Origin of the sequence: Pandoraea aquatica (assembly GCF_902459565.1) — a bacterium.
Taxonomy (GTDB): domain Bacteria; phylum Pseudomonadota; class Gammaproteobacteria; order Burkholderiales; family Burkholderiaceae; genus Pandoraea; species Pandoraea aquatica.
This window is the reverse complement of the sequence record NZ_CABPSN010000002.1, coordinates 896099-920370: the sequence shown is the minus strand read 5'-3', so window position 1 is coordinate 920370 and position 24272 is coordinate 896099. Positions and strand designations below refer to the sequence as shown.

Annotated in this window: 22 protein-coding genes; 10 read left to right on the top strand and 12 right to left on the bottom strand. The window is 60.8% G+C overall.

The window, feature by feature from the left end; translation table 11 throughout:
- Window positions 1-66: 66 nt before the first annotated feature.
- From tauA to PAQ31011_RS09665, 4 genes are all read left to right on the top strand, one after another.
- Window positions 67-1125 carry a taurine ABC transporter substrate-binding protein gene (gene tauA / locus PAQ31011_RS09680; protein ID WP_150575585.1) on the top strand — a complete coding sequence of 353 codons (1059 nt, stop codon included), beginning with the start codon at window positions 67-69 and terminating at the stop codon, window positions 1123-1125.
- A 91-nt stretch (window positions 1126-1216) separates the two neighbouring features.
- Window positions 1217-2035, top strand: coding sequence for a taurine ABC transporter ATP-binding protein (locus tag PAQ31011_RS09675; RefSeq protein WP_150575584.1), 819 nt, complete (start codon window positions 1217-1219; stop codon window positions 2033-2035).
- A 154-nt stretch (window positions 2036-2189) separates the two neighbouring features.
- A complete protein-coding gene (locus PAQ31011_RS09670) occupies window positions 2190-3005 on the top strand; it encodes an ABC transporter permease subunit (RefSeq protein ID WP_150575838.1) in 816 nt (271 codons plus the stop codon).
- Between the two features lie 198 nt (window positions 3006-3203).
- Window positions 3204-4607 carry an amino acid permease gene (locus PAQ31011_RS09665; RefSeq protein WP_150575583.1) on the top strand — a complete coding sequence of 468 codons (1404 nt, stop codon included), beginning with the start codon at window positions 3204-3206 and terminating at the stop codon, window positions 4605-4607.
- On the opposite strand, the gene PAQ31011_RS09660 is transcribed toward PAQ31011_RS09665, so the two are convergent.
- From PAQ31011_RS09660 to PAQ31011_RS09650, 3 genes are read right to left on the bottom strand one after another with little or no spacing between them, the layout of a single operon-like run.
- Window positions 4604-5854 carry a hypothetical protein gene (locus PAQ31011_RS09660; protein WP_150575582.1) on the bottom strand — a complete coding sequence of 417 codons (1251 nt, stop codon included), beginning with the start codon at window positions 5852-5854 and terminating at the stop codon, window positions 4604-4606. The genes PAQ31011_RS09665 and PAQ31011_RS09660 overlap by 4 nt on opposite strands.
- Complete coding sequence (locus PAQ31011_RS09655) at window positions 5855-7207, bottom strand: hypothetical protein (RefSeq protein ID WP_150575581.1); 1353 nt, start codon at window positions 7205-7207, stop codon at window positions 5855-5857. It lies immediately after the preceding gene.
- Window positions 7204-8286, bottom strand: a complete 1083-nt coding sequence (locus PAQ31011_RS09650) for a hypothetical protein (RefSeq protein WP_150575580.1) — start codon at window positions 8284-8286, stop codon at window positions 7204-7206. The genes PAQ31011_RS09655 and PAQ31011_RS09650 overlap by 4 nt, the downstream gene beginning before the upstream one ends.
- Before the next feature lie 311 nt (window positions 8287-8597).
- On the opposite strand from PAQ31011_RS09650, the gene PAQ31011_RS09645 reads away from it, so the two are divergent.
- Window positions 8598-9356, top strand: coding sequence for a COG4705 family protein (locus tag PAQ31011_RS09645; protein ID WP_150575579.1), 759 nt, complete (start codon window positions 8598-8600; stop codon window positions 9354-9356).
- A gap of 42 nt (window positions 9357-9398) precedes the next feature.
- Here the strand turns inward: PAQ31011_RS09645 and PAQ31011_RS09640 are convergent, their stop codons facing one another.
- The gene (locus PAQ31011_RS09640) at window positions 9399-10679 is read right to left on the bottom strand and encodes an SGNH/GDSL hydrolase family protein (RefSeq protein WP_150575578.1); all 1281 of its coding nucleotides are present in this window, start codon (window positions 10677-10679) and stop codon (window positions 9399-9401) included.
- Window positions 10680-10796: 117 nt separating this feature from the next.
- On the opposite strand from PAQ31011_RS09640, the gene PAQ31011_RS09635 reads away from it, so the two are divergent.
- Complete coding sequence (locus PAQ31011_RS09635; RefSeq protein ID WP_150575577.1) at window positions 10797-11693, top strand: LysR family transcriptional regulator; 897 nt, start codon at window positions 10797-10799, stop codon at window positions 11691-11693.
- Here the strand turns inward: PAQ31011_RS09635 and PAQ31011_RS09630 are convergent.
- The 7 genes from PAQ31011_RS09630 to PAQ31011_RS09600 all read right to left on the bottom strand — a co-directional run bounded on the left by PAQ31011_RS09630 (window position 11690) and on the right by PAQ31011_RS09600 (window position 19639).
- Complete coding sequence (locus PAQ31011_RS09630) at window positions 11690-12967, bottom strand: hypothetical protein (protein ID WP_150575576.1); 1278 nt, start codon at window positions 12965-12967, stop codon at window positions 11690-11692. The genes PAQ31011_RS09635 and PAQ31011_RS09630 overlap by 4 nt on opposite strands.
- A gap of 105 nt (window positions 12968-13072) precedes the next feature.
- Window positions 13073-14008, bottom strand: a complete 936-nt coding sequence (locus PAQ31011_RS09625; protein WP_246179457.1) for a CobW family GTP-binding protein — start codon at window positions 14006-14008, stop codon at window positions 13073-13075.
- Between the two features lie 56 nt (window positions 14009-14064).
- Entirely contained in the window at window positions 14065-15660 is a 1596-nt protein-coding gene (locus PAQ31011_RS09620; protein WP_246179497.1) for an amidohydrolase, read from the bottom strand.
- Window positions 15661-15758: 98 nt separating this feature from the next.
- Window positions 15759-17180, bottom strand: coding sequence for a sodium:solute symporter family protein (locus PAQ31011_RS09615; protein WP_150575575.1), 1422 nt, complete (start codon window positions 17178-17180; stop codon window positions 15759-15761).
- Window positions 17181-17337: 157 nt separating this feature from the next.
- On the bottom strand, window positions 17338-17538 hold the full coding sequence (locus tag PAQ31011_RS09610; RefSeq protein ID WP_150575574.1) for a DUF3311 domain-containing protein: 201 nt from the start codon (window positions 17536-17538) through the stop codon (window positions 17338-17340).
- A gap of 221 nt (window positions 17539-17759) precedes the next feature.
- Window positions 17760-18665, bottom strand: coding sequence for a hypothetical protein (locus PAQ31011_RS09605; protein ID WP_150575573.1), 906 nt, complete (start codon window positions 18663-18665; stop codon window positions 17760-17762).
- Window positions 18666-18724: 59 nt separating this feature from the next.
- Window positions 18725-19639, bottom strand: a complete 915-nt coding sequence (locus tag PAQ31011_RS09600; RefSeq protein WP_150575572.1) for a hypothetical protein — start codon at window positions 19637-19639, stop codon at window positions 18725-18727.
- A gap of 267 nt (window positions 19640-19906) precedes the next feature.
- Between PAQ31011_RS09600 and PAQ31011_RS09595 the strand changes: the two genes are divergently transcribed.
- Window positions 19907-20308 (top strand): type II toxin-antitoxin system RelE/ParE family toxin, encoded by a 402-nt coding sequence (locus PAQ31011_RS09595; protein WP_150575571.1) that lies wholly within the window; start codon window positions 19907-19909, stop codon window positions 20306-20308.
- A gap of 161 nt (window positions 20309-20469) precedes the next feature.
- Window positions 20470-20730: a helix-turn-helix domain-containing protein gene (locus PAQ31011_RS26730; RefSeq protein ID WP_246179496.1), complete on the top strand. Its 261-nt coding sequence runs from the start codon at window positions 20470-20472 to the stop codon at window positions 20728-20730.
- A gap of 198 nt (window positions 20731-20928) precedes the next feature.
- Here PAQ31011_RS26730 and PAQ31011_RS09585 read toward each other — a convergent pair whose 3' ends face one another.
- Entirely contained in the window at window positions 20929-22125 is a 1197-nt protein-coding gene (locus PAQ31011_RS09585; protein ID WP_150575569.1) for a hypothetical protein, read from the bottom strand.
- A gap of 263 nt (window positions 22126-22388) precedes the next feature.
- Between PAQ31011_RS09585 and PAQ31011_RS09580 the strand changes: the two genes are divergently transcribed.
- Both PAQ31011_RS09580 and PAQ31011_RS09575 read left to right on the top strand, forming a co-directional pair.
- Window positions 22389-23819: an NAD(P)/FAD-dependent oxidoreductase gene (locus PAQ31011_RS09580; protein ID WP_174990040.1), complete on the top strand. Its 1431-nt coding sequence runs from the start codon at window positions 22389-22391 to the stop codon at window positions 23817-23819.
- Between the two features lie 41 nt (window positions 23820-23860).
- Entirely contained in the window at window positions 23861-24250 is a 390-nt protein-coding gene (locus PAQ31011_RS09575) for a nuclear transport factor 2 family protein (protein WP_150575568.1), read from the top strand.
- The last annotated feature ends 22 nt before the right edge of the window (window positions 24251-24272 follow it).

Here is a 24272-nt window from a genome sequence, read left to right as displayed (position 1 = left end):
CGATTTGTCATGCCAGATGCGTCAACCCGAGAGTTCCACCGAAAACCTTTCGAACTGAGGTGAACCATGACTGGACTTCCGAACCGACTGCGACGGGTGTTCGCGGCGACGGCACTGGCGGCTGCGGCCTTGCCCGCAACCCTGATGCTCGGATTGACGGTGCCCGCGACAGCGCAGGCGCAGGAAAAAGAGGTGACGATTGCGTACCAGCAGATCGTCGATCCGTGGCTGGTCGCGATTTCGAGCGGCGAGTTCGAAAAGGCAACCGGTTACAAGATCCACTGGCGCCAGTTCGAATCGGGCGCAAAGGTGGCGACGGCGCTTGCCTCGGGCGACATCAAGATCGGCGTGCTTGGCTCCAGCCCGATGGCAGCGGCCGTCTCGCAAGGGCTGGATCTGCAACTGTTCTGGATCCTGGACGACATCAACCAGGCCGAAGCGATGGTCGTGCGCAATGCGTCGAACATCAAGACGCCGGCCGACCTCAAGGGCAAGAAGATCGGTGTGCCGTTCGTCTCGACGACGCACTACCACACGATGTTTGCGCTGCAGCAATGGGGTATCAAGCCGACCGAAGTGCAGGTCCTGAACATGCAGCCGAACCAGATCGTGGCGGCATGGGAGCGTGGCGACATCGATGCCGCCTACGTGTGGGATCCGGCGCTCGCGCAGATCAAGCAAAGCGGTCACGTGCTGATCACGTCGGGCGAATTGTCGAAGCAGGGCAAGCCGACGTTCGATGGCATCGCCGTCGACCGCAAGTGGGGTGAAGCGAATGCCGATTTCATGGCGAAGTTCGTCAAGGTGATCGCCAGCGCCGACGCGGCCTACCGTCAGAATCAGGCGGCCTGGACGGCAGGCTCCCCGCAAGTGAAATCCATCGTCAAGATGATCGGCGGCAAGCCGGAAGACGTGCCGGGCGCACTGTCGCTCTACGCCTACCCGTCGGCCGAGCAACAAGCGTCTGCGGAATGGCTCGGCGGCGGCAAGGACAGCCGTGCAGCCAAGGCACTGAAGGACACCGCCGACTTCCTGAAGGGTCAGCAGAAGATCAACGCCGTCAAGGCGGACTACACGCCCTTCGTCACGTCGCGTTACGTCGACGCCGCGCTCAAACTGAAGTAAGCCGTACCGGGGCCGACGCGCCGGCCGGTTGTGCGGCGCGCCAGCCCCTCCCCGATCGCTGGATTAGCTGGATCGACTGGAGAAGGGCTTCATGGAACAACTCATCGTCAACGACGTCAGCGTCGTGTATCCCGGCCGGCGTCCCGGCGAGCAGGTGCAGGCGCTCGCTCACGTCGATCTGACCATCGCACCCGGCGATTTTGTTGTGGCGCTCGGCGCTTCAGGCTGCGGCAAGACCACGCTGCTCAGTCTGATGGCCGGCTTCATCGCTCCTACCTCCGGTGAATTGTTGCTTGGCGACGCCCCCATCGAAGGCCCCGGTGCCGACCGTGGCGTCGTCTTCCAGAAGCACGCACTGCTGCCCTGGCTGAGCGTGATGGAAAACACCGAATTCGGTCTGAAGCTCCAAGGCATTCCCAAGACGGAACGACGCGCCCGTGCCGCACGCAATCTGGCGCTCGTCGGCTTGCAGGACTTCCACAATCACATGATCTATCAGCTCTCGGGCGGCATGCAGCAGCGCGTGGGGATTGCGCGTGCGCTGACCTGCAATCCGTCGATGCTGCTGATGGACGAACCGATGGCCGCGCTCGATGCGCTCACCCGCGAGACCATTCAGGAACTGTTGCTCGATGTCTGGCGCGAGACGCAGAAGATGATCTTCTTCATCACGCACAGCGTGGAAGAAGCGTTGTTTCTCGCCAGCCGCCTGATCGTGATGTCACCGCGCCCCGGACGCATCACGCACACCTACGAACTCGACTTCAACAAGCGCTATCTCGAAAGCCGAGATGCGCGCGCCATCAAGTCGAGCCCCGATTTCATCGCCATGCGCGAGACGGTGCTCAGCATCATCTACGGTGACGAGCGTGCCGGGCAGACTGCGTCTGCCGGTGCGGTCGCGGCCTGATGTGCCTGATCGAAGCCGGAGACGAGCCATCATGATGACCAAACCCGTCACTACCCCGCAGGCACCGTCCGCCAATAGCGGCAGCGGTATGCAGCGTCAGCCCTCTTCCCTGAACACGCCGCGCGCACCGCGTCGCAAGGGGTTCTTTGCCCGTATGTTCGCGCCGCGCCCCGTGAAAGCGGGCGAATCGTTCGGCGCCCCCGGTCAGGGGCCCAGCTTTGCGATCAGCGTCGTGACCGTGTTCGCCCTGCTGGCGATCTGGGTCGCGATTACCTCGTCGGGAATGATCAAGCCGCTGTTCCTGCCGGGACCGCGCGCCATCGTCGAGAAATTCATTCAGGTGTCGACCGAGGGCTTTGCTGGCTCGACGCTGTGGCAACACACGCTCGCCAGTCTGTACCGCGTGTTCGGTGCGTTTGCGCTGGCCTGTGTGACGGCGATTCCCGTCGGCATTCTGATGGGCGTCTCGCGCATCGGACGCGGCGTGTTCGACCCGCCCATCGAGTTCTATCGCCCGTTGCCGCCGCTGGCCTACCTGCCGCTCGTGATCATCTGGTTCGGTATCGGCGAGTTCTCGAAAGTGTTCCTGATTTATCTGGCGATCTTCGCACCGCTCGCCATTGCGGCACGCGCAGGCGTTCGCTCCGTCTCGATGGAACAGATTCACGCCGCGTATTCGATGGGTGCATCGCCGCGCCAGATCGTGATGCACGTGATCGTGAAGTCGGCGCTGCCGGAGATCTTCACCGGCATGCGCATCGGTATCGGTGTGGGCTGGACCACGCTGGTGGCTGCCGAAATGGTGGCGGCATCGAGCGGTCTCGGTTTCATGGTGCTCAACGCGGCGGAATTCCTCGCGTCGGACATCGTGATCATGGGGATCATCGTGATCGGCTTCTTCGCCTTCGGGTTCGATCTCATCATGCGCTATCTCGAGCGCGTACTCGTGCCCTGGAAAGGCAAGGTCTGACAAGGCAGAAGCGGTTTCGTTGGTCATCACAAGAAGACGCAGGGCGGCGCGCCCCCCAGTACCTACCGCGCCGCACCTGACGTCAGACAAGGTGTTAAGGAGGTTGTGTGGCAGTTGAGACATTCATCGGCAGTTCCCCCCTCGTTGCAGTCCTCGCAGTGATTCCCCGCTTCGCGCATCCGTTCACAGGAGGTCGTCATGGCCAATCGTGATACCGGCACGCATCTGCAATCGAGCCTCAAACAGCGTCACATGAGCATGATCGCGCTGGGCGGCGTGATCGGTGCCGGTTTGTTCGTCGGCAGCGGTGTGGTCGTCCATGCCGCAGGTCCGGCCGCGGTGCTGTCGTTTCTGATCACCGGCGCACTGGTCGTGCTGGTCATGCGCATGCTCGGCGAGATGGCATGCGCCATGCCTGCGGTCGGGTCGTTCTATGAATACGCGCGGCTGGCATGGAACGACAAGCCGGTCGGCGGCGAGCTGGCCGGGTTTCTGACGGGCTGGATGTACTGGTACTTCTGGGTGATCGTGGTCGCCGTCGAAGCCGTGGCCGGTGCGAACCTGATTCAGTTCTGGCTGCCGGACATTCCTGCGTGGGCCATCAGCCTCGTGCTGCTCGTGGTGCTCACGCTCACGAATCTGGTGTCGGTCGCGTCATACGGCGAATTCGAATTCTGGTTCGCGTCGATCAAGGTCGCGGCGATCGTGGTGTTCCTGTTCCTCGGCGGGCTGTTCGTGTTCGGCATGTGGCCGGGTGCCGTGGCGAGTACCGGGCATCTGCTCTCGCATGGCGGCTTCATGCCGAACGGCATCGGTCCGGTGATGTCCGGGGCGGTGGCGGCGACAGGGTTCTACTTCGGTGCGGAGATCGTGACGATTGCTGCCGCCGAAGCTGCCGAGCCGCAGCAGGCTGTGGCACGCGCGACGAACTCGGTCATCGGCCGTGTGCTGTTCTTCTACATCGGCTCGATTCTGCTAGTGGTGATGCTCGTGCCCTGGAATTCGGCTGGTATGGCTACGCCGTATGTGAGCGCACTCGAAGCGATGCGTATTCCGGCGGCGGCGCACATCATGAATGCCGTGGTGCTGACGGCCGTGCTCTCGGCGCTGAACTCGGGGCTGTACGCGTCGTCGCGCATGCTCTTCGCGCTGACGCGCCGAGGCGATGCGCCGCGCTCGCTCGCCAAGCTGAATTCGCGTGGTGTGCCGGTGCGCGCGATTCTCGTCGGCACGCTGTTCGGCTACGCGGCGGTGGTGATGTCGTATGTGTCGCCGGATACCGTGTTCGCGTTCCTCGTGAACTCGTACGGCACCGTGGCGATCTTCGTGTACGTGCTCATCGCGTTCTCACAGTTGAAGTTGCGCAAGCGGCTGGAACGTGAAGCCCCTGCCCGGCTCAAGATTCGCATGTGGGGCTTTCCGTATCTCACTTGGGTGGCGATTATCGGGATGTTGTCCATCGTCGGTGCAATGGCCTTCATTCCCGATCAACGCACGCCGCTGGCATTGGGTGTCGTGAGTCTGACGGTGCTGCTCGTCGCGTTCACCGTACGCTCGATCTGGCGCAAGCTTCGCTCGCCGGATCCGGAGTTCGATATTTAAGTGCGATGGGGCGGCGGCGGTGGTCCGTCGCCCGCTTTTGGCGCATGTGGTGTGAACAACTCTGGAATTCCCGACTTCAGCGCTTCAGTCTTTGCTCTCAGCTCGGTCCAGGTCTCGAGGTCCTTGTTCAACTTATATTGCCTGGCAATCTCGATCAATCGGTCCGCGACGCGCAGCGCCTCGTCCCATCTTCCCTGCTCTCGATATACCAGAAAGAGGTGCTTGCTTGCCTCGATGATCGCTGGCATATCGGCCGCCTGCTGTGCTGTGATCAAAGCCAATTCACGCAGCCGACGACGACGCGGGCCGGCGCCGGGAAGCAAAGGGCACCGGCGCGCCAACTCGTCAAAAAACACGCTCGCCGACGCCAACGCGTCTCTCTCTTTCTCCCGATCCCCTACGCTAGCCCAGTAGAACGCGATATCCCGCCATATGAATCCGGGGTTCATCTCAACGTCGGCCGCGCCAAAATCCTCAGCCGATTGAACTAGTAGCAACGCTTGCAGGTTGCGAGATTCTTGGCTCTGGTCATTTGCCCAGTGGTTTAGGTGCCCATACGCCGAGAACAGATCGATCATGTCCTCAAGCGAGGGGAGAAATGCACCGATCCTGGCGCCGTCGGTAGCGTGTCGAAGGAGCACCGTCCAAGCGATTACGATGTCCCGATCGTCGCGTCCCAGCGCCGCCACGCTGCGGCTTAGGACGAAACGGTGTAGCAGCGTTAGACGTCGCGCGTCGCGAGAGAGAAGTAGCCTCGCACACGCTTCACCGCTCAATGCGCCATCTGAATTACTGAAGCACGGTGCGCCTAAAGGCATGCGAATGCCGCAGTCCGGAAGATTGACCACAATGCAACCGACGCTGGAAAGCGTTGCATCGTCCAGCATGATCTGACGGGCATCGAGGCTGAATTCTTGCCATAGCGATAACGCGGCGGATTCGACCTCGTGAAATAATCCCGCCTCCGTCAGGAAGACGCGCCCGCCTGGGAACGTCGCGATGTGGCAGATCGCACGATGGCGTAATGCTTCGGATTTTTCGGGGTCGCTTGCGCGCAGACACGGTGCAAGCTGTAATCCCGTGCGGGTGAATTCGTGCAAAAAAACGGTGAACTCGCGCTCGCTCGGGAAGACGACATTCCTGGCCTGCTCGTTGAAACGCTCAAGCACACGCTGACGGCGGCGACTCAGTTCAAGCGACGACGAGGATGGCAACAGAGGACTGGCGCTTGCGTTAATAGCCTCCATTCAGTGTCCGCCCGGGGTTGACGAGAGTGCTGACGAATCAGCCTTGAGCGCCATCTGCGCCCGACGCCGCTCACGATCGATCCGCACCGACGCATGTTCGTCGGTGACGTGAAGCAACGGCCACGATGCAGATCGACGGATACTGGGCGCATCTGGCGACAGCGTCAGAAATGTGTCATTCCACCGGCTCTCGTCGAGCACCGCGGCATGTTCAGATAGATACCGCTGCCATCTCACATGCGTGACGGCCTCGCAAAGCAGGAGACTCGCATTGCCCAACGCGTTTCCTTCGTCGCGGTCGATCAGTCGCTGAATCGTGGCTTCCAAGTCGCCAGCCAGCACGTGGGCACCTGACTTCCTGTAAGCCTCGACGCCCAACCAGCCACAGTGAATGGCATCGTGGTGGTTCGAATCTTCCCACAATTTGTGAAGCGCCTCTTCAAGCGCTTCGCCTGCACGGTAGTTCGCGTTTCTTCCGAGATCCCCGAATCCCATCTGCGCTTCGAAATGCGCCATGTCCAGTAGCCCACGACCACGCTCCTTCCAGTCACCGGCTTGCCGAAATGCTTCAGCGCTGAGGCGCAGCAGCTTCCACACGGCGAGCTCCTCGTCACCCACACGCGCCGACATGCGCCCAGCAATTCCCCTTAGCGCGTACCCGTAAGCCGCTTTAGTCGCTGCGTCGCAGCCGAAATCTGTCTCCCTTCGGCCACTGATGCACCGCTCGATCAGCGCAGACCATGCCGCGCATGCCTCCGGGTCGGTCGCTGGCGCGTGCATTGTCTTCATTTCGTGGGCGAAGTGGTCGAGCATCGACATGCCGTCGGGGTCCGGCGTCAACAGGAGTCTTTCCGCTTCGTCCTTCGTCAAAGCACCCTGCCCCGTCTTGAAACAACTGGCCCCCAGGGGAATGGTCAACTCGCTGCCCGGCAAGGTGACCAATATTTGATAACGATCTCCGCGTCTCGCACACGCGAAGATTTCGTTTCTGACATCCGACGTCAGCTCATTCAGCAATTCGACGGACGCCTGGTCGACATCGCGCAACGCGTCATGCTTGTCGAGATACCGTCGCCCCGCCGCCGCCGACGCGACCCGACAGATCGCCAAATTCGCAAGGATTCGCCGTTTCCCTTCGCCAAGCAGCAAGCCGCGCGCGAAATCCAACGGCCCAGTCGCGCTAAAGTCCCGGATGAAGTCCCTGAACACCTCGTCGGGTGGCGGATTTTCGCAATTGAGACGGTCCTTGAACGCCGTCAGTAACGATGAGCGTCGTTCGCTTAGCGTCTGCCCCGGGTAGTTCTGCATTGGAAGTTGGTTGCCAGGGGCTGGCGGCGGCATGAGTTCCATCATGGCATTCGCCGCAACGCCCTGCCGGAGAGCGCCTGATTCCACTTCCATTCGAACTCGTCACATCCCAGAAAGCCATCGCTCCTTCTGGCAGGTTTCTCACCCTGGTTTGTCACTTCGGTATCGTGGCGAACACGTTCCCCAAGCACGTCGAAACACTTCAGTGCTGCCTCCCGACAGATCTCTGCCGAGATTTTTTCACCGTGTCTTAGGGTGGCCAGCGCTACATTACCTAACTTGTCAGACGCATACCGATAGGCATCGGTGCTGGCTTTTGAATCGCCCGCTCGCGCATACAACTCCCCTATCTCCACCAATCTTGAACAATAGGCCTGGGTACTGCCGTATCGATAAAACGCTTCAGCACTCTTGCGTAACAAGTCTCCAAACTTGAGGTCTTCGTTGTCTTCGAAGGTTGCCGCCCGCCACCCCAGCGTTCGCAACGCAACCCCCAATGCTCGCATTACGTCTCCAGACGCAACAAGATTTGCAATGGGCCGATCGCCCAGCCAACGATTGATCGCGGTGCTCCACGTCGAACACGCTTCTTGATCCAGAATTTGCGGATTTTTCGGGCCCCAATCGTCGTTGTCAATGTCGAACTGACGCGCAAACCTCTCAAACATTGAAGGGCTTGTCCCCTCTTGATTCACGAAGAGTTTTTCAATCTCATGTTGCTTGAGCCCTCTATCCCGGTCTTCGAAGCACTCCTTTCCCAGCGGCACACGAAGGTCGATGTCCGGAAAGCGCATGAAGATCTGCCCACGTTCGCCGAAATCAGCCGTCTTGAGCATTTCTCGTCGATCGTCTGTGAAAAGCAGCGGGAGAATTTCCAACGCTGTGTTCTCTGCCTTGCGAAGCGCGTCCTTCTCTTTCCCATTGAGATAGTTGCGTCCCGAATCGAGGGAAGACATGTGACCGCGCGCCACGTTGGTCAATATCTCGGGTTTCCAGTTGTGCGTTAGCCAGTTCCGGCAAAAATCTAACCGCCCGATCAGGCTGAATTGCGCCACAAATTCTTCGAATACGTGGTCCGACGCTGAGGCACCGTCCTTACACTGACGATTGAAGTCGTCCAGCACCTCAACGCGACTTCCGCTTAGGCGACGACCGGGATAGTGATGCACAGGAAACCAGACAGAGTCCGAGCCAACGCAAAACATGAGAGATAACCTGAGAAAGTGAGCGTGGTTAGCAGTCTGCGCGCCCTGCCTGTTCGCTCACTTCCATTTTTCGCCGCGTTTTCGAACAGCTTCGGACTAACCTTCGACACCCTCAGGAAAAATTACTTAACCTATGCGAGAACTAAGAATAGGGGCGGAAACTGCACGAATTCCACTGACTCTCTGACGTCGGCGAAGCGTTCGCGGGCGTCGTCAACACGGAACTCCCGATGAATACGAACGTTCACAAGACGCTAGCGAAGGTGCCCGAGGTCACGCTGATGTTCTGGGTCGTCAAGATTGCCGCCACGACGCTGGGCGAGACCGGCGGCGACGCGGTGTCCATGTCGATGAATCTTGGCTATCTCGTCGCCACGGCGATATTCGCAGTCATATTCCTGATCGCCGTCTACGCGCAAATTCGCGCGAAATCCTTCCATCCCGCGTTGTATTGGGCGACGATCATCGCCACCACGACGGTCGGCACAACACTCGCCGATTTCGCCGACCGCTCGCTCGGCATCGGTTATGCAGGCGGATCGGCGCTGCTGCTCGCCTTGCTGCTCGGCTCGCTCTGGGTCTGGCACCGGGTGATGGGATCGGTGTCGATCGACACCGTCAACTCGCCCAAAGCGGAGGTGTTCTACTGGGTCACGATCATGTTTTCGCAGACGTTGGGCACCGCGCTCGGCGACTGGACGGCGGACACGGCAGGACTCGGCTATACCGGCGCGGCCATCATCTTCAGTGCGCTCTTGCTCGCGCTCGTCGCCGCATATTTCTGGACGCGGACGTCGCGCGTTTTCCTCTTTTGGGCGGCCTTCATTCTTACGCGTCCGTTGGGTGCTGTCGTCGGCGATTTTCTGGACAAGCCGGTCAGCTCCGGCGGTCTTGCGCTCAGTCGCTATTCCGCGTCGTTCGCATTGCTGGCGTTCATCCTGACAGCGCTGCTGCTGTACCGGCAGCGCGCTGCGTCAAAGGCGCATTGACGATGACGTCACGGCAGCGCTGAGCGACAGCGCTGCCGTGCGTTAGCGGGACACGTCGACAGCATCCCCGAGCAGCGTGCCCAGATCGACTGCGGCAGCCATCGCCTTGTACCCGGCATCACCCGGGTGGAGATGATCGCCGGAGTCCATTGCCGACGCCAGCCGCGACGGATGCGTCGGATCGCGCAGTACGGCGTCGAAATCCACCACCGCATCGAATACGCCGCTTTCCCGAATCCACCGATTGACTTGCTGGCGAACGGCATCCTTTTCCGGCGAGTAGTGCCCCTCTAGCGGCGTGCCCTCAAGGGCGCGCTCCGTGGGCGCGATGGTGCCCGCGACGATGCGCACGTTATGGGCATGCGCCATCTCCACAAGATTGCGAAAGCCCTGAATCACGGTTTCGGCGCGCATGGCGGGTTCGTCGGGGGAGAACGGTCCGCCCGGCCAACCGATGTCGTTCGTCCCAAGCAACACGATCATGGCGCGCACGCCGGGTTGGCTGAACACGTCACGCCCCACCCGCTCCAGCCCCGCGCGGCCCATGCCGTCCTTGAGCAGTCGGCCGCCGGAAATGCCTGCATTGAGCACCGCGACGTTGCGCGACGCAAGACGCTCGGCCAACGCATCGGGCCATCGGGTGTTCGCGCCCGGTGTCGAGCCGTTGCCGTCCGTCAACGAGTCGCCCAACACAACGACCGTACGCGGCGGCTCGGGCGTCTCGACCATGATTTCGCTCACAAACACCCGTGTGCTCCATTGCGTCGCGGCTGACGGCAAACGTTGCGCCACCGTCTGATCGCCATCCGCCACGTACGCGGTCTGACGTGCGTCGAAATGAAAGCCTGCTGGCTGACTCGGACGTGGCAAGTAGAGCGACACGGCCACTTCTGAAAGCGCGGGCAGTGTCAGCGCAACAGGGTCGCTGACGAGCCGTGCGCCGGGCGGCAGCGTTACATCCGTCGCGCCACCGAACCGCAACCGCCTGACACTCGCCTCGTCGATCTCGGATCCGCCTTTGTGACGTGCAACAGTCGCCGCGCCGATATACAGCGGCGACGTGCCGCCTTCGTTACTGACAACGACACGAACCTGCGAACCGCCGATGCTCAGGCGCGCGGACTGACGCACCGTCTGACGATTGAACTGAAACGGCAAGCCCGCCGGTAAGACGAAGTCGCCGTGCCAGATGGGCTGTGTGCTCGCCATCCAGCTCGAACTCCAGTACGACGCCGGAGGTTGAGCCGCGCCGGCGAGCGCGGTGGTCCCGGCCATCGCCAAGGCTGCGATGCCGTGGCGCAGGGAAAGGCGTTGTGTCGTCATGTCTGCTCCTTAGGGAATGGGTCGAATGGGTTTCCAGGACTTCAGTGTCTTGTTTTCCAATTTGTTTGAGCAGATGGAAAAATTGCATATCTTTCATTCCAATTAGGAATATTCTTAATGGACACCTTGCGCGCCATTGCGGCCTTCACGCACAGCGTCGAGTTAGGGAGCCTGTCGGCGGCCGCGCGCGCGTTGGGCACCACGCAGCCGACCGTCAGCAAGTTGGTGATGCAGTTGGAACAAGGACTTGGCGTGCGTCTGCTGCGTCGAAACGCTGCCGGGCTGAGTCCGACGGAAGAAGGCCAGCGCTTCTACGAGCGCACCCGGCGCATGCTTGAGGATTACGACGAAGCGGTCGCCGACGCCCGCGAAGGGATTCAGAAACCGAAAGGCCTGTTACGCGTAAGCGCACCTGTGACGATGGGGCAAAGGCATCTGAATGCGATGGCGCTGGAATTTCTGGATCGGCACCCGGACATCGAGCTGGAACTGCTGCTGGACGATCACTTCGTCGATCCACTGGAGGCGCGCATCGACGTGTCGTTACGCCTCGGCGGCGCGCTACCGCAGCATCTCGTCGCCCGCCATGTCGGCACGTGGCCCCGAGTACTCGTGGCGTCTCCGGCATATGTCGCTACGCGCGGGATGCCAGCGACGCCCGAAGACCTGCTGACGCACGACTACCTGCGCTACGCGTCAGGTGACGATGGGCTGCTGCTCGACGGCCCGGAGGGTCTCGTCACTGTGCCGGTGAAAAGCCGGTATCGCGTGAACAATGCGGTCGCGCTCTTCGACAGCGTGATCGGCGGTGCGGGCATTTCGCTGCAACCGACGTGGATGGTGGCGGAGTCACTGGCAAGCGAGCAACTAGTCCGTGTGTTGCCCACCTACACCGGCCCAGTGCAAGAGGCGCACCTCCTGTACGCCCCACGCCGTCATCAACCGTTGCGCGTGCGCGTGCTTGTCGATTATTTGAGTGAGCGGATTGCGCAGTTGCCGAGGGGTGCTTCCTAGCCTGTGGTGTCAGAGCTCATCGGCGCGCACCCGTCACTCGCGTCCGAGATGAATGGGCGTCGCCACATCGGTTGATGCCACGGTGCCTTGATTGGGGTCGATTGCCAGTCACTACCGCCAAATGACGAGATCGAATCTGACGTCGGACTCACTGCCAGCCTTGCACGACGAACCACGGATTCAATGTTCGAAAACAACGGGGTGAACGGTAAATCTGTCAGTGGAGCCTTTGCATTAATGTCATCGAGACGGGCGAGAAAGATTTCGGCCAAGCTGGCGCTTCCCAAGTTCGAATACGTCCGTATCGCCATTTCGCAGCAGTTGCGTGCCTCCGAGAAATGCTCGAATGCGATTAGCTTCTTGACGTAGTTGTCGAGCTTTTCGCCCGCATGCGCCATCAGCTCCCCCGCATGGGCGTTGTCGCTGCTATTGGCGCAGAGCTTCGCAATCGCCATCACACTCAGCCAACGCTCCTTGCCGTCGCCCGCGAGCAAAAACGCTTCCTTACTGTCCTCCAGCATCCTGTCCGGACGGACATCGTCACCAGACGGGTAGCCACACACACGGCTGGCAAGCAACCTCAGCACCATCCCCAAGGCGAAAGTGATTCGGCGGTTTAGAAACAGATCGGCAATGGGTTTGCTCCCGATGCACAAATAGAGCAACGCGGACCAACTGCGCCAGATCACGGCGTCGGAGGCTGGCACCGTGTCGTCCCCTAGCTTCTGCGCGAGCTTCTCCACAAGCGAAGCGCCATCCTCCTGTGGATGAAAAAGCAGCGCTTTTGCCAGTTCTTGCCGCAACCCGAAGTGCCCGTCCGAACAGCACTCGGCCGACAACGCCATTCGAAGTGGCACTTTAGGAAACGTCACCACGATCGCGTAACGGTCGCCAATCTCCGCACGTGCAAACATGACCTCGACGATATGCAGAGGAATGGCGCGCAGCAACTCGGCAACGTCCTGCGCGGCAGACTCCAGCATTCGATTACGTTCGAGAAAATCCCGCCCAACGCCAAACGATAAGAGATGGGCGCGCGTGGCACAGGACAAGACGCGCCCTTTCAGTCCGTCGGTGACGCAATCGCACATTGCGTCCCACATCCCCATGTGCCGGAAGTTCTCCATGAATTCCCGACACATGCTGTCCGAGGGCCCCCCTTCGAGCATCAGCCGCTTATTGAATTTAACCAACCACGAAACACGTGCAGCGCTGAGATCCATGCCCGGATAGGTCATCACCGGAAAGTTGGCATTCGGTGGAACAGACGGCATGAATGTCGGCTCGCAAGAGGGATGGACGTCCGGCCAGTTTGCGCTTCACACCGTTGCAACAACTTTCACATTTCGCCGCCTGCTCTGCGGCCGTCGCCCCAACTTTCAGTTGACGCACGCACCGTCCAGTGCCGACATCAACGTTTTCACCTCAGCGTCGGTGAAGACGCCAATGACGACAACTGAATCCGGTGACGCGTCGCGTCGCGGGTGGCGGGTGAAGGCTACGCGCGACCCGACGGCGTGGACTTCGCCCATGACGTCCGGCGACAGCGGCACGAAACCCTTAGCGCGAAGCAGCTTTTGTGGGTATGTCGCCAGCGCTGCCTTTAGCCGCGCACGGTCGACCGTCCCGCTCGGACGCCATACAAAGCTGCGCAGTCCCGGCGGCAAGGCATGTGTTGCGGAGCGTATCGGTTTGGGACTCAGAAGGCCTGCCGACGTCTCGATACGGGTCAGCCCTTCGTCGGGAAAGAGAATCGCGTGGGGGACAACACCGTTCTCGGCGATCACACGAATCTTCGTTGAACCGAGCACATCCAGCTGCGCCGTCACCTCAGCCATCGCCTGCGCATCGGCAAGATCCGTCTTCGTCAGCACGAGCGTGCTGCCCGATGCAATCTGCTTGCGTGCGATGTCCCCCACGTAAGGATCGGCCAGCGTCTGCGCGATCCCGTCGACGTCCACAGCGACGACGATGCCGTGCAGCCTGAACGCCTTATCGAGCAACCCGACTTGCGCGATGCGCATCGGATCGGACACGCCGCTCGCTTCGATGACGAGCAAGTCGGGGCGCGTCTGTCGCTCGCCGATGGCGATCAGCGTTTCCACGAGACGCCCGCCGATGGTGCAGCACACACAGCCGTTCTCGAGGCCGATCACGTCATCACCGCGCTCGCGAATCAGCGAAGCGTCGACGTTGATCGCCCCGAAGTCGTTCACGAGCACGGTCACACGCAGGCCGTCCGCGTTGCTCAGCAGCGCATTGACGATCGTCGTCTTGCCCGCGCCGAGGTAGCCGCCGAGGACGATTATCGGCACAGGGCTTCTGATGTCCTCCGAGGGTGCTGTCGCGACGGGCGCGTCCAATACGGATGTCATCGCGGCGCGCGGAAAATCTCGCCGCCCAATACCGTGCCCCACACCGGCATCTGACGCAGATCGTCGACGGGGACTTCGTAAGGATCGGCATCGAGCACCGCGAAGTCCGCGTACTTGCCGACTTCGACGCTACCGATCAGATGATCCATGCCCAGCGAGAACGCGGCACCCAGCGTGATGGCGCGCAGCGCATCGTCAACCGGCAAACGCAGCGACTCGCCGAGCACTCGGCCCGACGACGTCTCACGTTTGATCGCGCACCACGCGGTGAACAACGGATTGAGTTGCGTGATCGGCGCATCGGAATGCAGCGCAAACGGCAAGCCGATCTGGCGTGCGATCTCCGCCGCGTCCATACGGTTGGCGCGGTCCGGCCCCATCGTCTGGGTGTAGTGCGCGTCGCCCCAGTAGTACACGTGATTCGCGAAGAAATTCACGCACATGCCGAGACGCTGTGCGCGCGTGAGTTGCGCGACGTCAGCCATCTGGCAGTGCTGTAACGTGTGACGATGATCGATGCGCGGATGTACTTCGAGCAGCTTCTCGATGGCGTCGAGCACCACTTCCGTAGCTTCGTCGCCATTCGTGTGGATGTGCATTTGCAGCCCGGCCGCGTGGAACGGCAGGAACGTCTCGACCAGCTGCGACGGCGCGATCAGCCACAGTCCGTTGGGTTTGCCGTTGTGATAACCCGGCCAGCGCAGACGCGCCGTGAACCCTTGAATCGAGCCGTCGACGATGAACTTCACCGGGCCGTAATGCAGCTTGTCGGTATTACCTTCGCGCGCATCGAGTACGCGCTGCGGCCCACCCTCGGGACAACGTTGCGGTGCGAAGGCGGGCACGATGCGAATCGGATATTTCGCATCGGCCGTCGCTTCATGGAGATTCGCGTTACCGGTCGGTGTCAGGTCGTTGACGAGATCGGTGGCTGTGGTCACACCGGCCAGTTGTGCGACACGGCCGAAATTCCAGATCGCGCGCGGACTTTCGCTCGCCGCAATCGACAACCCCTCACCGATGACGCGATACACCGGGAACATCGCCGCGAATTCCTGCAACTCGCCGGTCGGTTCGCCATCTTCACCGAGGACGATGCCCTCGACGTCCGTGTCCCCATCGATGCCCGCGAGTTCGAGCATCGCCGTGTTCACGTTCATCAGATGCACGCTCGCATGCAGGATCGCGATGGGGCGCGTCATCGACACCGCATCGATATCGCGCGCGACCAGCGGTGCGCCTTCGAAGAAGATCGGATCGTAACCCCAGGCGAGCAACGGTTTGTGATCGTCCGTCATGCGTTGCTCGGCATCGCGCAGGCGGGCCAGCACTGCGGACGGCGTCTTCAATCCTTCCCACAGATGACCGTCCGGGCCACGTCGGTCGTAGTAACCGACATAGACGGCGTCCCACATCGCGCCTTCCATCAGGTGGCAATGCCCCTCGACCAGACCCGGCATCAGCACTTTGTCGCGAAGCGTGTCGATGGGCGCAGCGTCGGTCCAGCGACGCATGTCCTGGGCATCGCCAACGGCGAGAATCCGGCCGTCGCACACGGCCACATGGGTGGCGACGGGCTGCGCCGGATTCATCGTCACGATCTTGCGGGCGACGTACACGCGAATGTCGTCGCGACTGGCGGTGTGGCTATCCTGGTTGCGGAGTTTGCTGCTGTCTCTGTCTGTCATCTTCACTTCTTGGAGGGGGAGAGCGTGCCGACACCGGCGTCCATCGAACGTGCGGCGCCTTGGCCGCCGAGGAGCAGGTTGAGCACCGACATCACCACGACGTTGACGACCAGGCAGATCAGCCCGAGGTTGACCCCGCCGAGGTCCGGATTCTTGTAGTAGAGCACGAGCGCGAGACCCTGCCCCGCCAATACGCCAGCGGCCACGGCGGTGGCGCGCACACGCATGCGGAATACCACGGCGATCACGCCCGGCAGGAACTGCGTCACACCGTAATACGCCATGTTGATGAGCGTGAGCATGAGGTTCGGCGTGAGCAACGTCAGCACGATGGACCCGAGCAGATACAGCACGATCACCACCTTCGAGCTGGCCTTCTGACGATGCTCCGGCATGCCCGACAGAATGTTGCGCGTGACGATGGGGCCGAGCGCAAGGCAGATGCCTGCGAGCACGAGCAGCCCCGAGAGTGCAGCGCCCGCCGCCACAAGGCCGACGAGCCACGACGGCAGCAACTGTGTCACCGCGGCGAAGAACGCTTCATTGGGCGAGGCGAGCTGAATGTTCTGGCTGATCGCGTAGTACGACGCCAGCACGAGGAACGGATACATCAGCATGTACAGCGGCATGGCGACCTGCGTGCGACGGATCGTGGACGCGCTCTTCGCCGTAAAGAAGTTCTGCACGCCAAAGGGCATGACGTACATGCCGAGTGACTGGAACACGATGGTCGTCATCGCGAATGTGAGCTGCTGCGTGCTCATGGCGTTGCTGACGTGCTGGCTAGCCGCCTGAAACACGGGCGTCACGCCGGATTCCCACGCTACCGCCACGCCGGTGATGACGATGGCGGCGACCATCAGTATGTCCTTAAGCACGGCGATATAAGCCGACGCCCGCACCCCGGCAATCGCGATGTAGACGAACGCCAGCACCGCGGAGAAGCTGATCAGCCACAACGGCTGGAAATTCCATCCCAGTCCCTTGAGCGCCGCCACCAGCCCGGTGAACTGCAACTGTCCCCACGGCAACAGGAAGACGATGGCCGTGATCGCGACGACCAGTTCGAGAAAGCGATTCTGAAAGTGCCCTTTGAACAAGTCGGGCAGCGTGATCGCGTTGTAGCGTTTGCCTGCGTCCCAAATCTTCGGTCCGAGGAAGTAGCCGACGGGATAGGCCAGCAGGATGTAGCCGAGGAACCACACGCCGTAGGTCGGCCCCTTGGCGTAGATGCCGCCGGGGAAGCCGACCATCGTGCCGATGCTGTAGATCTCGCCAGCGGCGAGGAAGAACACGAGCCACGCGCCGAACTGACGCGACGCAACGAAGAAGTCGTGCATGCTCTGCGGGCCGCGTCCACCGCGCGCTCGCAATGCAAGGTAGACCGACAGCAGAATGAAGCCGGCAAAGATGAGGGTTGCCATGGACGCAATCTCCGGAATTCGGAACGTGATTCAGCACGTACGCGGGATCGGGGTGTCGTGGGTGCTGGCTCGCGAAAGCGCAGCACCGATTCAATGCGCGCAAAAACGCGCCTGAGGCGAAGTCGCTAAGGAAGGGATGGCGGATGCGCGCATCGCATCACGCTGGGTCCTCGACGGCATGCCGGTCGAAGAGTGTCCAGCACAGCCATAGGCAGACAGACGTGAGCACGAACCACAGGAAGATCCAGCCGTAGATAAACGGCACGCCGAGCACGTAGCGCTCGACGGAAGCTGCCCAGGGCAGCAGTCCCACAACCCCGAGATACGGCAACCCGAGGCCAATCAGCAATCTGAGCATGTCCCTTCTCCGTTGCGCTCGGCACACAATGCGGTGTGCCGCGGCGGTCGCGAGAGGTCGCGCGCCGGAGGTTGGCGCGGACCTTTTTGTCGGGTTCAGTATCCCCAGCCAAAAATCGCGCCGTTTAGAGCCACATGCCAGAAAAGTTTGGTGCCAGAGCGTGGAATGCCGCGCGCTGAAGTTGTCGCGACCTTGGCTCCTTCGGTAGACGCAAAGCGGTGTCAGATGGCCGGCCAGCGGCGCAGCGGCAGTCCGTCTTGCTTGCGCCACTCGTCCATCAGTTGTCTCGCTTCGACGACGTCGCTGTAGCGCCCGGCACATCGAAATGCGTCTTCAGCCCATGTAATGCAGTGGTACTTGAGCGCGTTCATCTCGGCGTCCGTCGCCAAACCCCGCAAGGCGAAGCCTAGATCCTCCTTGTCCTCATCCGTAGTCTCCGGAGAATCGCCGCAAAGCGTCATTCGACCGCCAAGGCTCAAGGCATACCAAACGCGCAGTGCCATCGGGTCAGGAGCGCTCGGGCTTAACGCAAGCCGCAGGCGCTGCATGCGCTTCAGAAGTGTCAGTTCACCGTGACGCTCGACCTCGACCTTGTTCAGGAGGAGACGGCAACACTCTTGACCGCTCAGCCCCCCGTCGGACGTGTACATCCATTCCTGATGAAGGACCACCCGTATCGGCGACTCGCCGCCGCCCGGCAACGTCATCACGATCATGCCGTTGTCGGCCAATTCAGCGGTTTGCAGCATCGCCTCACGCGTCTCGGCGTTGAGCGCTCGCAGCAGCCTCACAGCATCGTCGCCGAGTCGTTTGGCGTTGTCCTGCGACTTCAGATAGTCCAGCCCCTTCGGGAACGACGCGAGATGGAGTCGGAAAAGGGCTTGTCGCATCTCCGGATCGTTCTGGCTGCCGACAAAAAACGATCTGAACGTCGGCGTCGCTTCCGCCGTCTGGATACGCGCCCAATGTGCGTCGACGACATGGCGCTCAAGCGGTTCGCTACTTTCAAGGTAGGCGGTCAGTGCGCCGAAAGCGCTGGGTGACGCGGCGCTCTGCCGATCCATTTGCGCCGCCATGCGAGTCGCAATGCCGACAAGTTGTTCCGACAGCCCGGTCGTAAGTTGCATACTGTCCTCTACGGAAATCCAGGCGAACTGTCCGTACGCCTGCCAAGCCCCGAAGGCTTTCACTTTGCGCCCGTCGATCCCCAGATGTTCGTCGGCTCACGCAGAGGCGCTTCGTGCGCCCGATCCAGCACCGCAATTTCCTGACGCACGACACTCGCCGCCTCGTCGTTTTCCGCACATTCGAACGCGTCGAGCGCCGCCCAAAGGCAACTGGACCGCCACGCTCGCAGATCGTCATACGTTGCCAGGCTGTGAAGGATGAATCCGAGTTCCTCCTTGTGTTGCTTCGTCACGCGGGTATCGATGTGGCAAAGCGGCCAGTGAGCCCGCATCGCTAACGCGTGCCACGTCTGAATGGCGAGCGGATCGGGAAGCTCCGGGTCCAATACGTCCCGAAGCGTCAGCATGCGCTCCAGAAGCGTCAGAGCGCCATCACGCGAGTCGGCGGCTCGTCTCAAGAGCAGGTCGCTTGCTTCTTGTTCTGTCACGCCTGCGCTGGCTGGACTCAGGCACTCTGGATGGAGCACGATCCTTATCCGCGTGTCCGGTAACGACACAACAAGCACGCCGTTGTCGGCCAGTTCGGGTGCGGCCAGCATTGCCTCTCGGCTTTCGGCCGTGAGGTCCCGCAAAACGAGTGCAGCAGCGGCTTCGATTTCATCGACCTCACCATTTTCAGTCAAATAACTCAACCCCTTTGGATACGACGCGAGATGGAGTCGAAAGAGTGCCAAACGAATTTCCGGGACGTTGTCGTCATCGACGAAGCAAGCACTTAGCGAGTCCGCGTCCGGAGCCCTCTGGCTCCATTGGCGATGGGCTTCGATGGTGGCCGGATTGAGACGCGCGCGACCTTCGAGGTATTGCGTGAGCGAGCTGAAAGCCTCCGAAACGTCACCGATCATCGCTTTGGCACGCGAACACGGAAATGTCGGCGCGAGATAAATGGAATTCGTGGCACCGCTTAGTGGCATTGCATTGACTCCTAAACGAGACGTTGGAAGCTTGCCTTGCAAAAGAAATGTCTGCGATTCCGGTCACGGGCATGACGTTGACCTTTTTAGCAATCCACGTGGACAGCATGTACGCGCGCGATGTCCAGCAGCTTTCAGATAATGTCCTCGCGACTGATTAACGAGCACTTTTTTTGCGGACGGCACCTAACCGCAGACTGGGGTCACATTGCCATATATAGCACTAAGTGCTACATTTTTCGGTCATAATGTGCACACGACAACCAGATGCCTTTAGCAAAAAATGGAGTGAATGAGAGCGGCCCAGAGAGAATTCGGATCTTCAAAACCCGCAGGTTCGCATGGGATGCCCAAGCTTCTGGAATATCGAACGACGAGTTGTACGGGGTTGCGGAGAAGTGGACCGACAAAGGAGTTTGCGGAATCGCGTTAGGTGCGGGAGTCGTCAAAGCACGACTGCGCAACGGAGATTTCCGGGCGCTCTTCATCGAGAAAGAGGAGGTCTGGATCATTTTTGCTTATCTGTTTAATAAGCAAGATGAAAAGAACGTTGGGGTAAAGGCGCTGAAGGGCTTCAAGAAGCTGGCTAAAGACTTCAAAGTCTTGCCGAAAAAGGCGATTGAGGAAATGTTGAAGGCAGGAACCTTAGTGGAGATTTGTGGAAAATGACCAAATCAGTTGTGGCTTCTAAGGCTGCGGCCAAGCCCAATCGCAGGGCCAGCGGCAAGACAATAACCTCAGCGTCCCGGACTCCTGCGGCGAGAGTGCAAGGCCGAGCCGCCGTCGATGAGTCCGAGGCGCTGGCAGCAATCCACGAGATTGCGAAAGACATGCATGCCGCTGGCGGCATCAGCAAACGTACGATGCGCGAATACGATGAGTTGTGCGTACCCGCAGTTCCAAAGTACACGAAGACCGCAATCATCAGGATTCGCAAAAGCGTACATGTAAGCCAAGGTGTACTCGCGGCCTATCTCAATACCAGTGCGTCTACGGTTCAAAAATGGGAGGCGGGCACTAAAACGCCGAGCGGTGCTGCAGCGAAGCTGCTTCAAGTTCTCGAGAAGCACGGCCTGGGGGTTCTGGCGTAATCGCGTCGCGACCTCACGGCAAGCGTCCGTGAGCCCCAGCAAGAACAGCGGAGCGGCGGTGCCAATGTCATCGGTTTCGCCATTTGTTAACACAACACCATTGGATAAGAAACGAGTTGGCGTAGAAAAAGCGCGCACCGAATGTTTTCATCATTGGGTCCGGCGAAGCAAGCCCACGCTTGGGACAGTCGGCCGCGTTCAGGTGGCGTGTGCATCACCGGCATCGTTTCCCCATAGCGCCGCGAGCAGCGATGTCGCAGAATCGGGCTGCGTATCGAAGTGCGGACTTCGCGCTCTTTCAATTGCAGATTGCTTCGCTACCAACGGCCGAAGCCTGGCTAACGCAGCAGCATCCGGCACACGCTGATACGCTCGCGCCGCCTCGTGAAGCGTCTCGGCAACCGTCGAATGCCCCTTCTCCATTCCCCTCTCCGCCAGCGCAGCATAAGCGTCGCCTTTGCGTCGTAACGCGTCGGGCAAGCGATCACGATCTCCGGCACTACCAAACAACTCCACCAATGCTGACCGGACCACAGCGACGTCCCACAGGTTTTCGGAACGCTCGAACGCCGCTTCGGCGAGGGTGAGGCAATTTGTGTTGACGATATTCAGCGCTTCACTACTTCCTACGTGCTCCAACGTCAAATCCATGTCACGCACCAAGCTGTGCAGAATCAGACCCAGTTGCACTTGATCCTCCTTGGGTACGGATGGCTCAAAGCATGTCTGCGAATGCGCTGTTGTCAGTATCGAATACCACGTGCGAAGCGCGAGCGGATCAACTCGGCGTCCGTCAAGCATTAGCGAGACCTTCAACTTAAGCATTCGCCTCGCAAATATCGCCCCGCCCTCCTCCTCGACGTCAGCTTTGCTCCGAATCAGGCGGTCGGCCTCGAGACTGGTCACGAAACCGTCTGCCGCGCGCATGCATTGCGGATGAAGCACGATATTCACGTTTGTGTCAGGGAGTGGCAGAACGATCATGCCGTTGCAAGCCAATTGAGGCGTGGCGAATATTTGCTCTCGGGTTTCGGCACACAGCGCATGAAGCACCCGCATCGCATCATCACCGAGCGTTCCTAGCGAGTCCTGATCCGACAGATAGTCCAGTCCCTTTGGATACGACGCGAGATGAAGTCGGAAGAGTGCGTTTCGCGTTTCCTGGTCGAGCGGGTCGCCAACGAAGCAAGACTTGAGCGACGCTGTCGCATCAGCAATTTGTATGCGCCCTCGATGCACTTCGAATATGCCTTGATCGAGTGCCCCATCACTTTCGATGTAATGCGTTAGCGCCCGGAAAGCACCTGACGTATCGTTGCCGCTCGGAATCATTTGCGCATCCATGTCAGCGTTAATGATGGAGGGTTGGGTAGAGAATGTGACGGCAGGGTTCACGATAGCTCCAAGAGAATTCCACCGGAACAGTCTGTCTGCACGCCATCTCGCGCCGCTTTCACTTTGCGCCCGTCCAGCGGGGAGCCAGCGCACATTTTCTGGCGCCACGTACGGCAAAAATGTGGTGCCAGTCAGGGACTTCCCTTACGAAGTCCGAGCCGTAGCGGTGCGGCTGGGCGCTGGCACCATCACAAGTCTCCGGTGGTACTAATCCCACGAAATTGTTCTTGGCAGTATTGGCTCATTCTCTTCAGGAGCCAAACGTGGGTACGATTGAATCCTTCGCGCTGGATCGTCGCTCCGCAGCGCCATACGATCCGCTTTACGATCCGCTAGTCTCGTCCACCCCCGGGCTGGGCATGGACTACGCACCGACCTACTGGGTTGCCACCGCAGGTGAACCGCCCGAGGACGACGGACCGCTCGCCGGCGATGCCGATGTCGACGTGGTCATCGTCGGCGCTGGCTTCACCGGCCTGTCCACCGCCCTGTTCCTCGCGCGCGAACATGGCATTCGCGCCACGGTGCTCGAAGCGAACCAGACGTGCTGGGGTTGCACCAGCCGTAACGGCGGTCAGGGACAAAATGCCAGCGGACGTCTCTATCGCTCGCAATGGATCGATCGCTGGGGCAAGGACACCGCCCTGCGTCTTGACGCCGAAATCCGCGAAGGCTTCAACACGTTCAAATCGCTCATCGCCGAAGTGCCCGAGTGCGACCCGCAACCGGGCGGCCACCTCTACATCGCCCACCGCGATCGCAAGATGGACTTCCTGCGCAACGAAGCGAAGGTCATGCGCGATGTCTTCGGCTACGACACCCGCATCCTCTCGCGCGACGAAGTCCGCGAACAATACGTCGACGATCAGGAAAACTGCGGCGCACTGCACGAACCCGACGGTATCGGCGTGCACCCGCTCAAACTCGCGTTCGGCTATCTGCGCATGGCGCGCGCGCTCGGCGCACGCGTGCATCCGTCGACGCCCGTGCTGGGCGTGGAGACGATCAACGGCGTGCATCACGTGCGCACGCCGCGCGGTGTCGTACGGGCCAAGGCGGTCGCCTTCGCCACCGGCGGCTACACGCGTAACGACGTCACGAAAGCGCTGCGCGCGAAGATCATGCCGATCCTGTCGAACTCGCTCGTCACACGCGTACTCACGCCGGACGAGATCGCCGCGACGAACTTCCGCACGCACGAAGTCATCACCGATACGCGCACGCTGCGCTATTACTACCGTCTGCTGCCCGATAACCGGTTGCAGATCGGCAGCCGCAGCTCGATCACTGGGGCCGATGCGCAGAATCCGAAACATATGGCCGTGCTCGTCGAAGGCCTGCATCGCAAATTCCCCGCGCTCAAGGGCATTCAGATCGACTACTCGTGGTGGGGTTGGGTGGACGTGAGCCACGACATGATGCCGCGCGTCACACAGCCCGATCCGCGTCAGAACCTCTTTTATGCCGTGGGCTACGGCGGCAACGGCGTGTCGTTCTCCGCACACGCAGGACGCCGACTCGCCCAGCGCATTGCCGGGCAGCGCGACCCATCGTGGGATCTCCCCATCTACGACTCCGCGCTGCAATACCCGAACGTGTTCGGCACGGTGCAATGGCAAGGCTTCGCGCCGTTCCGCCGCATCGGCCAGCGCTTTCTCTATCAGCGATATCACGCGCAGGACGAAGCCCGCTGATCCTGCCCTTATCGCTTATCTCTCGAATTTTGGAATCTGCAATGACGACTCAGAACGACACCGCCGCCATCCAGTTGCTCACCGCGTTCAACGACGCCTGGAACCGCCACGACATCGATGCCCTCATGGCCTGCATGACCGACACATGCGTGTTCCACGCGGTCGCCGGCCCCGACATGCTCGGGCGCACCTTCGAAGGCCGTGAAGCCGTGCGCGCCGCATTCCAGTCCGCGTGGGAGAACTTCCCCGACGCGTCTTGGACGGAGGGCGTGCATTTCGTGGACGGCGATCGCGCCGTATCGGAGTCGACGTTCCGCGGCACGAAGGCCGACGGCTCGCGCGTCGAAGCGCGCATGGTCGACGTCTTCACACTGCGCGACGGCAAGATCGAAGTGAAGAATGCGTTCCGCAAGGACCGCCCGGCGTTCTGATCACGCCCTGAGGAATGCCCGG

Excerpts from the sequence above, each read along its gene's own strand:
- tauA (WP_150575585.1), top strand. The coding sequence starts at position 67 with ATGACTGGACTTCCGAACCGACTGCGACGGGTGTTCGCGGCGACGGCA.
- PAQ31011_RS09675 (WP_150575584.1), top strand. The coding sequence starts at position 1,217 with ATGGAACAACTCATCGTCAACGACGTCAGCGTCGTGTATCCCGGCCGG.
- PAQ31011_RS09670 (WP_150575838.1), top strand. The coding sequence starts at position 2,190 with ATGTTCGCGCCGCGCCCCGTGAAAGCGGGCGAATCGTTCGGCGCCCCC.
- PAQ31011_RS09665 (WP_150575583.1), top strand. The coding sequence starts at position 3,204 with ATGGCCAATCGTGATACCGGCACGCATCTGCAATCGAGCCTCAAACAG.
- PAQ31011_RS09660 (WP_150575582.1), bottom strand. The coding sequence starts at position 5,854 with ATGGAGGCTATTAACGCAAGCGCCAGTCCTCTGTTGCCATCCTCGTCG.
- PAQ31011_RS09655 (WP_150575581.1), bottom strand. The coding sequence starts at position 7,207 with ATGATGGAACTCATGCCGCCGCCAGCCCCTGGCAACCAACTTCCAATG.
- PAQ31011_RS09645 (WP_150575579.1), top strand. The coding sequence starts at position 8,598 with ATGAATACGAACGTTCACAAGACGCTAGCGAAGGTGCCCGAGGTCACG.
- PAQ31011_RS09640 (WP_150575578.1), bottom strand. The coding sequence starts at position 10,679 with ATGACGACACAACGCCTTTCCCTGCGCCACGGCATCGCAGCCTTGGCG.
- PAQ31011_RS09635 (WP_150575577.1), top strand. The coding sequence starts at position 10,797 with ATGGACACCTTGCGCGCCATTGCGGCCTTCACGCACAGCGTCGAGTTA.
- PAQ31011_RS09630 (WP_150575576.1), bottom strand. The coding sequence starts at position 12,967 with ATGCCGTCTGTTCCACCGAATGCCAACTTTCCGGTGATGACCTATCCG.
- PAQ31011_RS09620 (WP_246179497.1), bottom strand. The coding sequence starts at position 15,660 with ATGAATCCGGCGCAGCCCGTCGCCACCCATGTGGCCGTGTGCGACGGC.
- PAQ31011_RS09615 (WP_150575575.1), bottom strand. The coding sequence starts at position 17,180 with ATGGCAACCCTCATCTTTGCCGGCTTCATTCTGCTGTCGGTCTACCTT.
- PAQ31011_RS09610 (WP_150575574.1), bottom strand. The coding sequence starts at position 17,538 with ATGCTCAGATTGCTGATTGGCCTCGGGTTGCCGTATCTCGGGGTTGTG.
- PAQ31011_RS09605 (WP_150575573.1), bottom strand. The coding sequence starts at position 18,665 with ATGCAACTTACGACCGGGCTGTCGGAACAACTTGTCGGCATTGCGACT.
- PAQ31011_RS09600 (WP_150575572.1), bottom strand. The coding sequence starts at position 19,639 with ATGCCACTAAGCGGTGCCACGAATTCCATTTATCTCGCGCCGACATTT.
- PAQ31011_RS09595 (WP_150575571.1), top strand. The coding sequence starts at position 19,907 with ATGCCTTTAGCAAAAAATGGAGTGAATGAGAGCGGCCCAGAGAGAATT.
- PAQ31011_RS26730 (WP_246179496.1), top strand. The coding sequence starts at position 20,470 with ATGCATGCCGCTGGCGGCATCAGCAAACGTACGATGCGCGAATACGAT.
- PAQ31011_RS09575 (WP_150575568.1), top strand. The coding sequence starts at position 23,861 with ATGACGACTCAGAACGACACCGCCGCCATCCAGTTGCTCACCGCGTTC.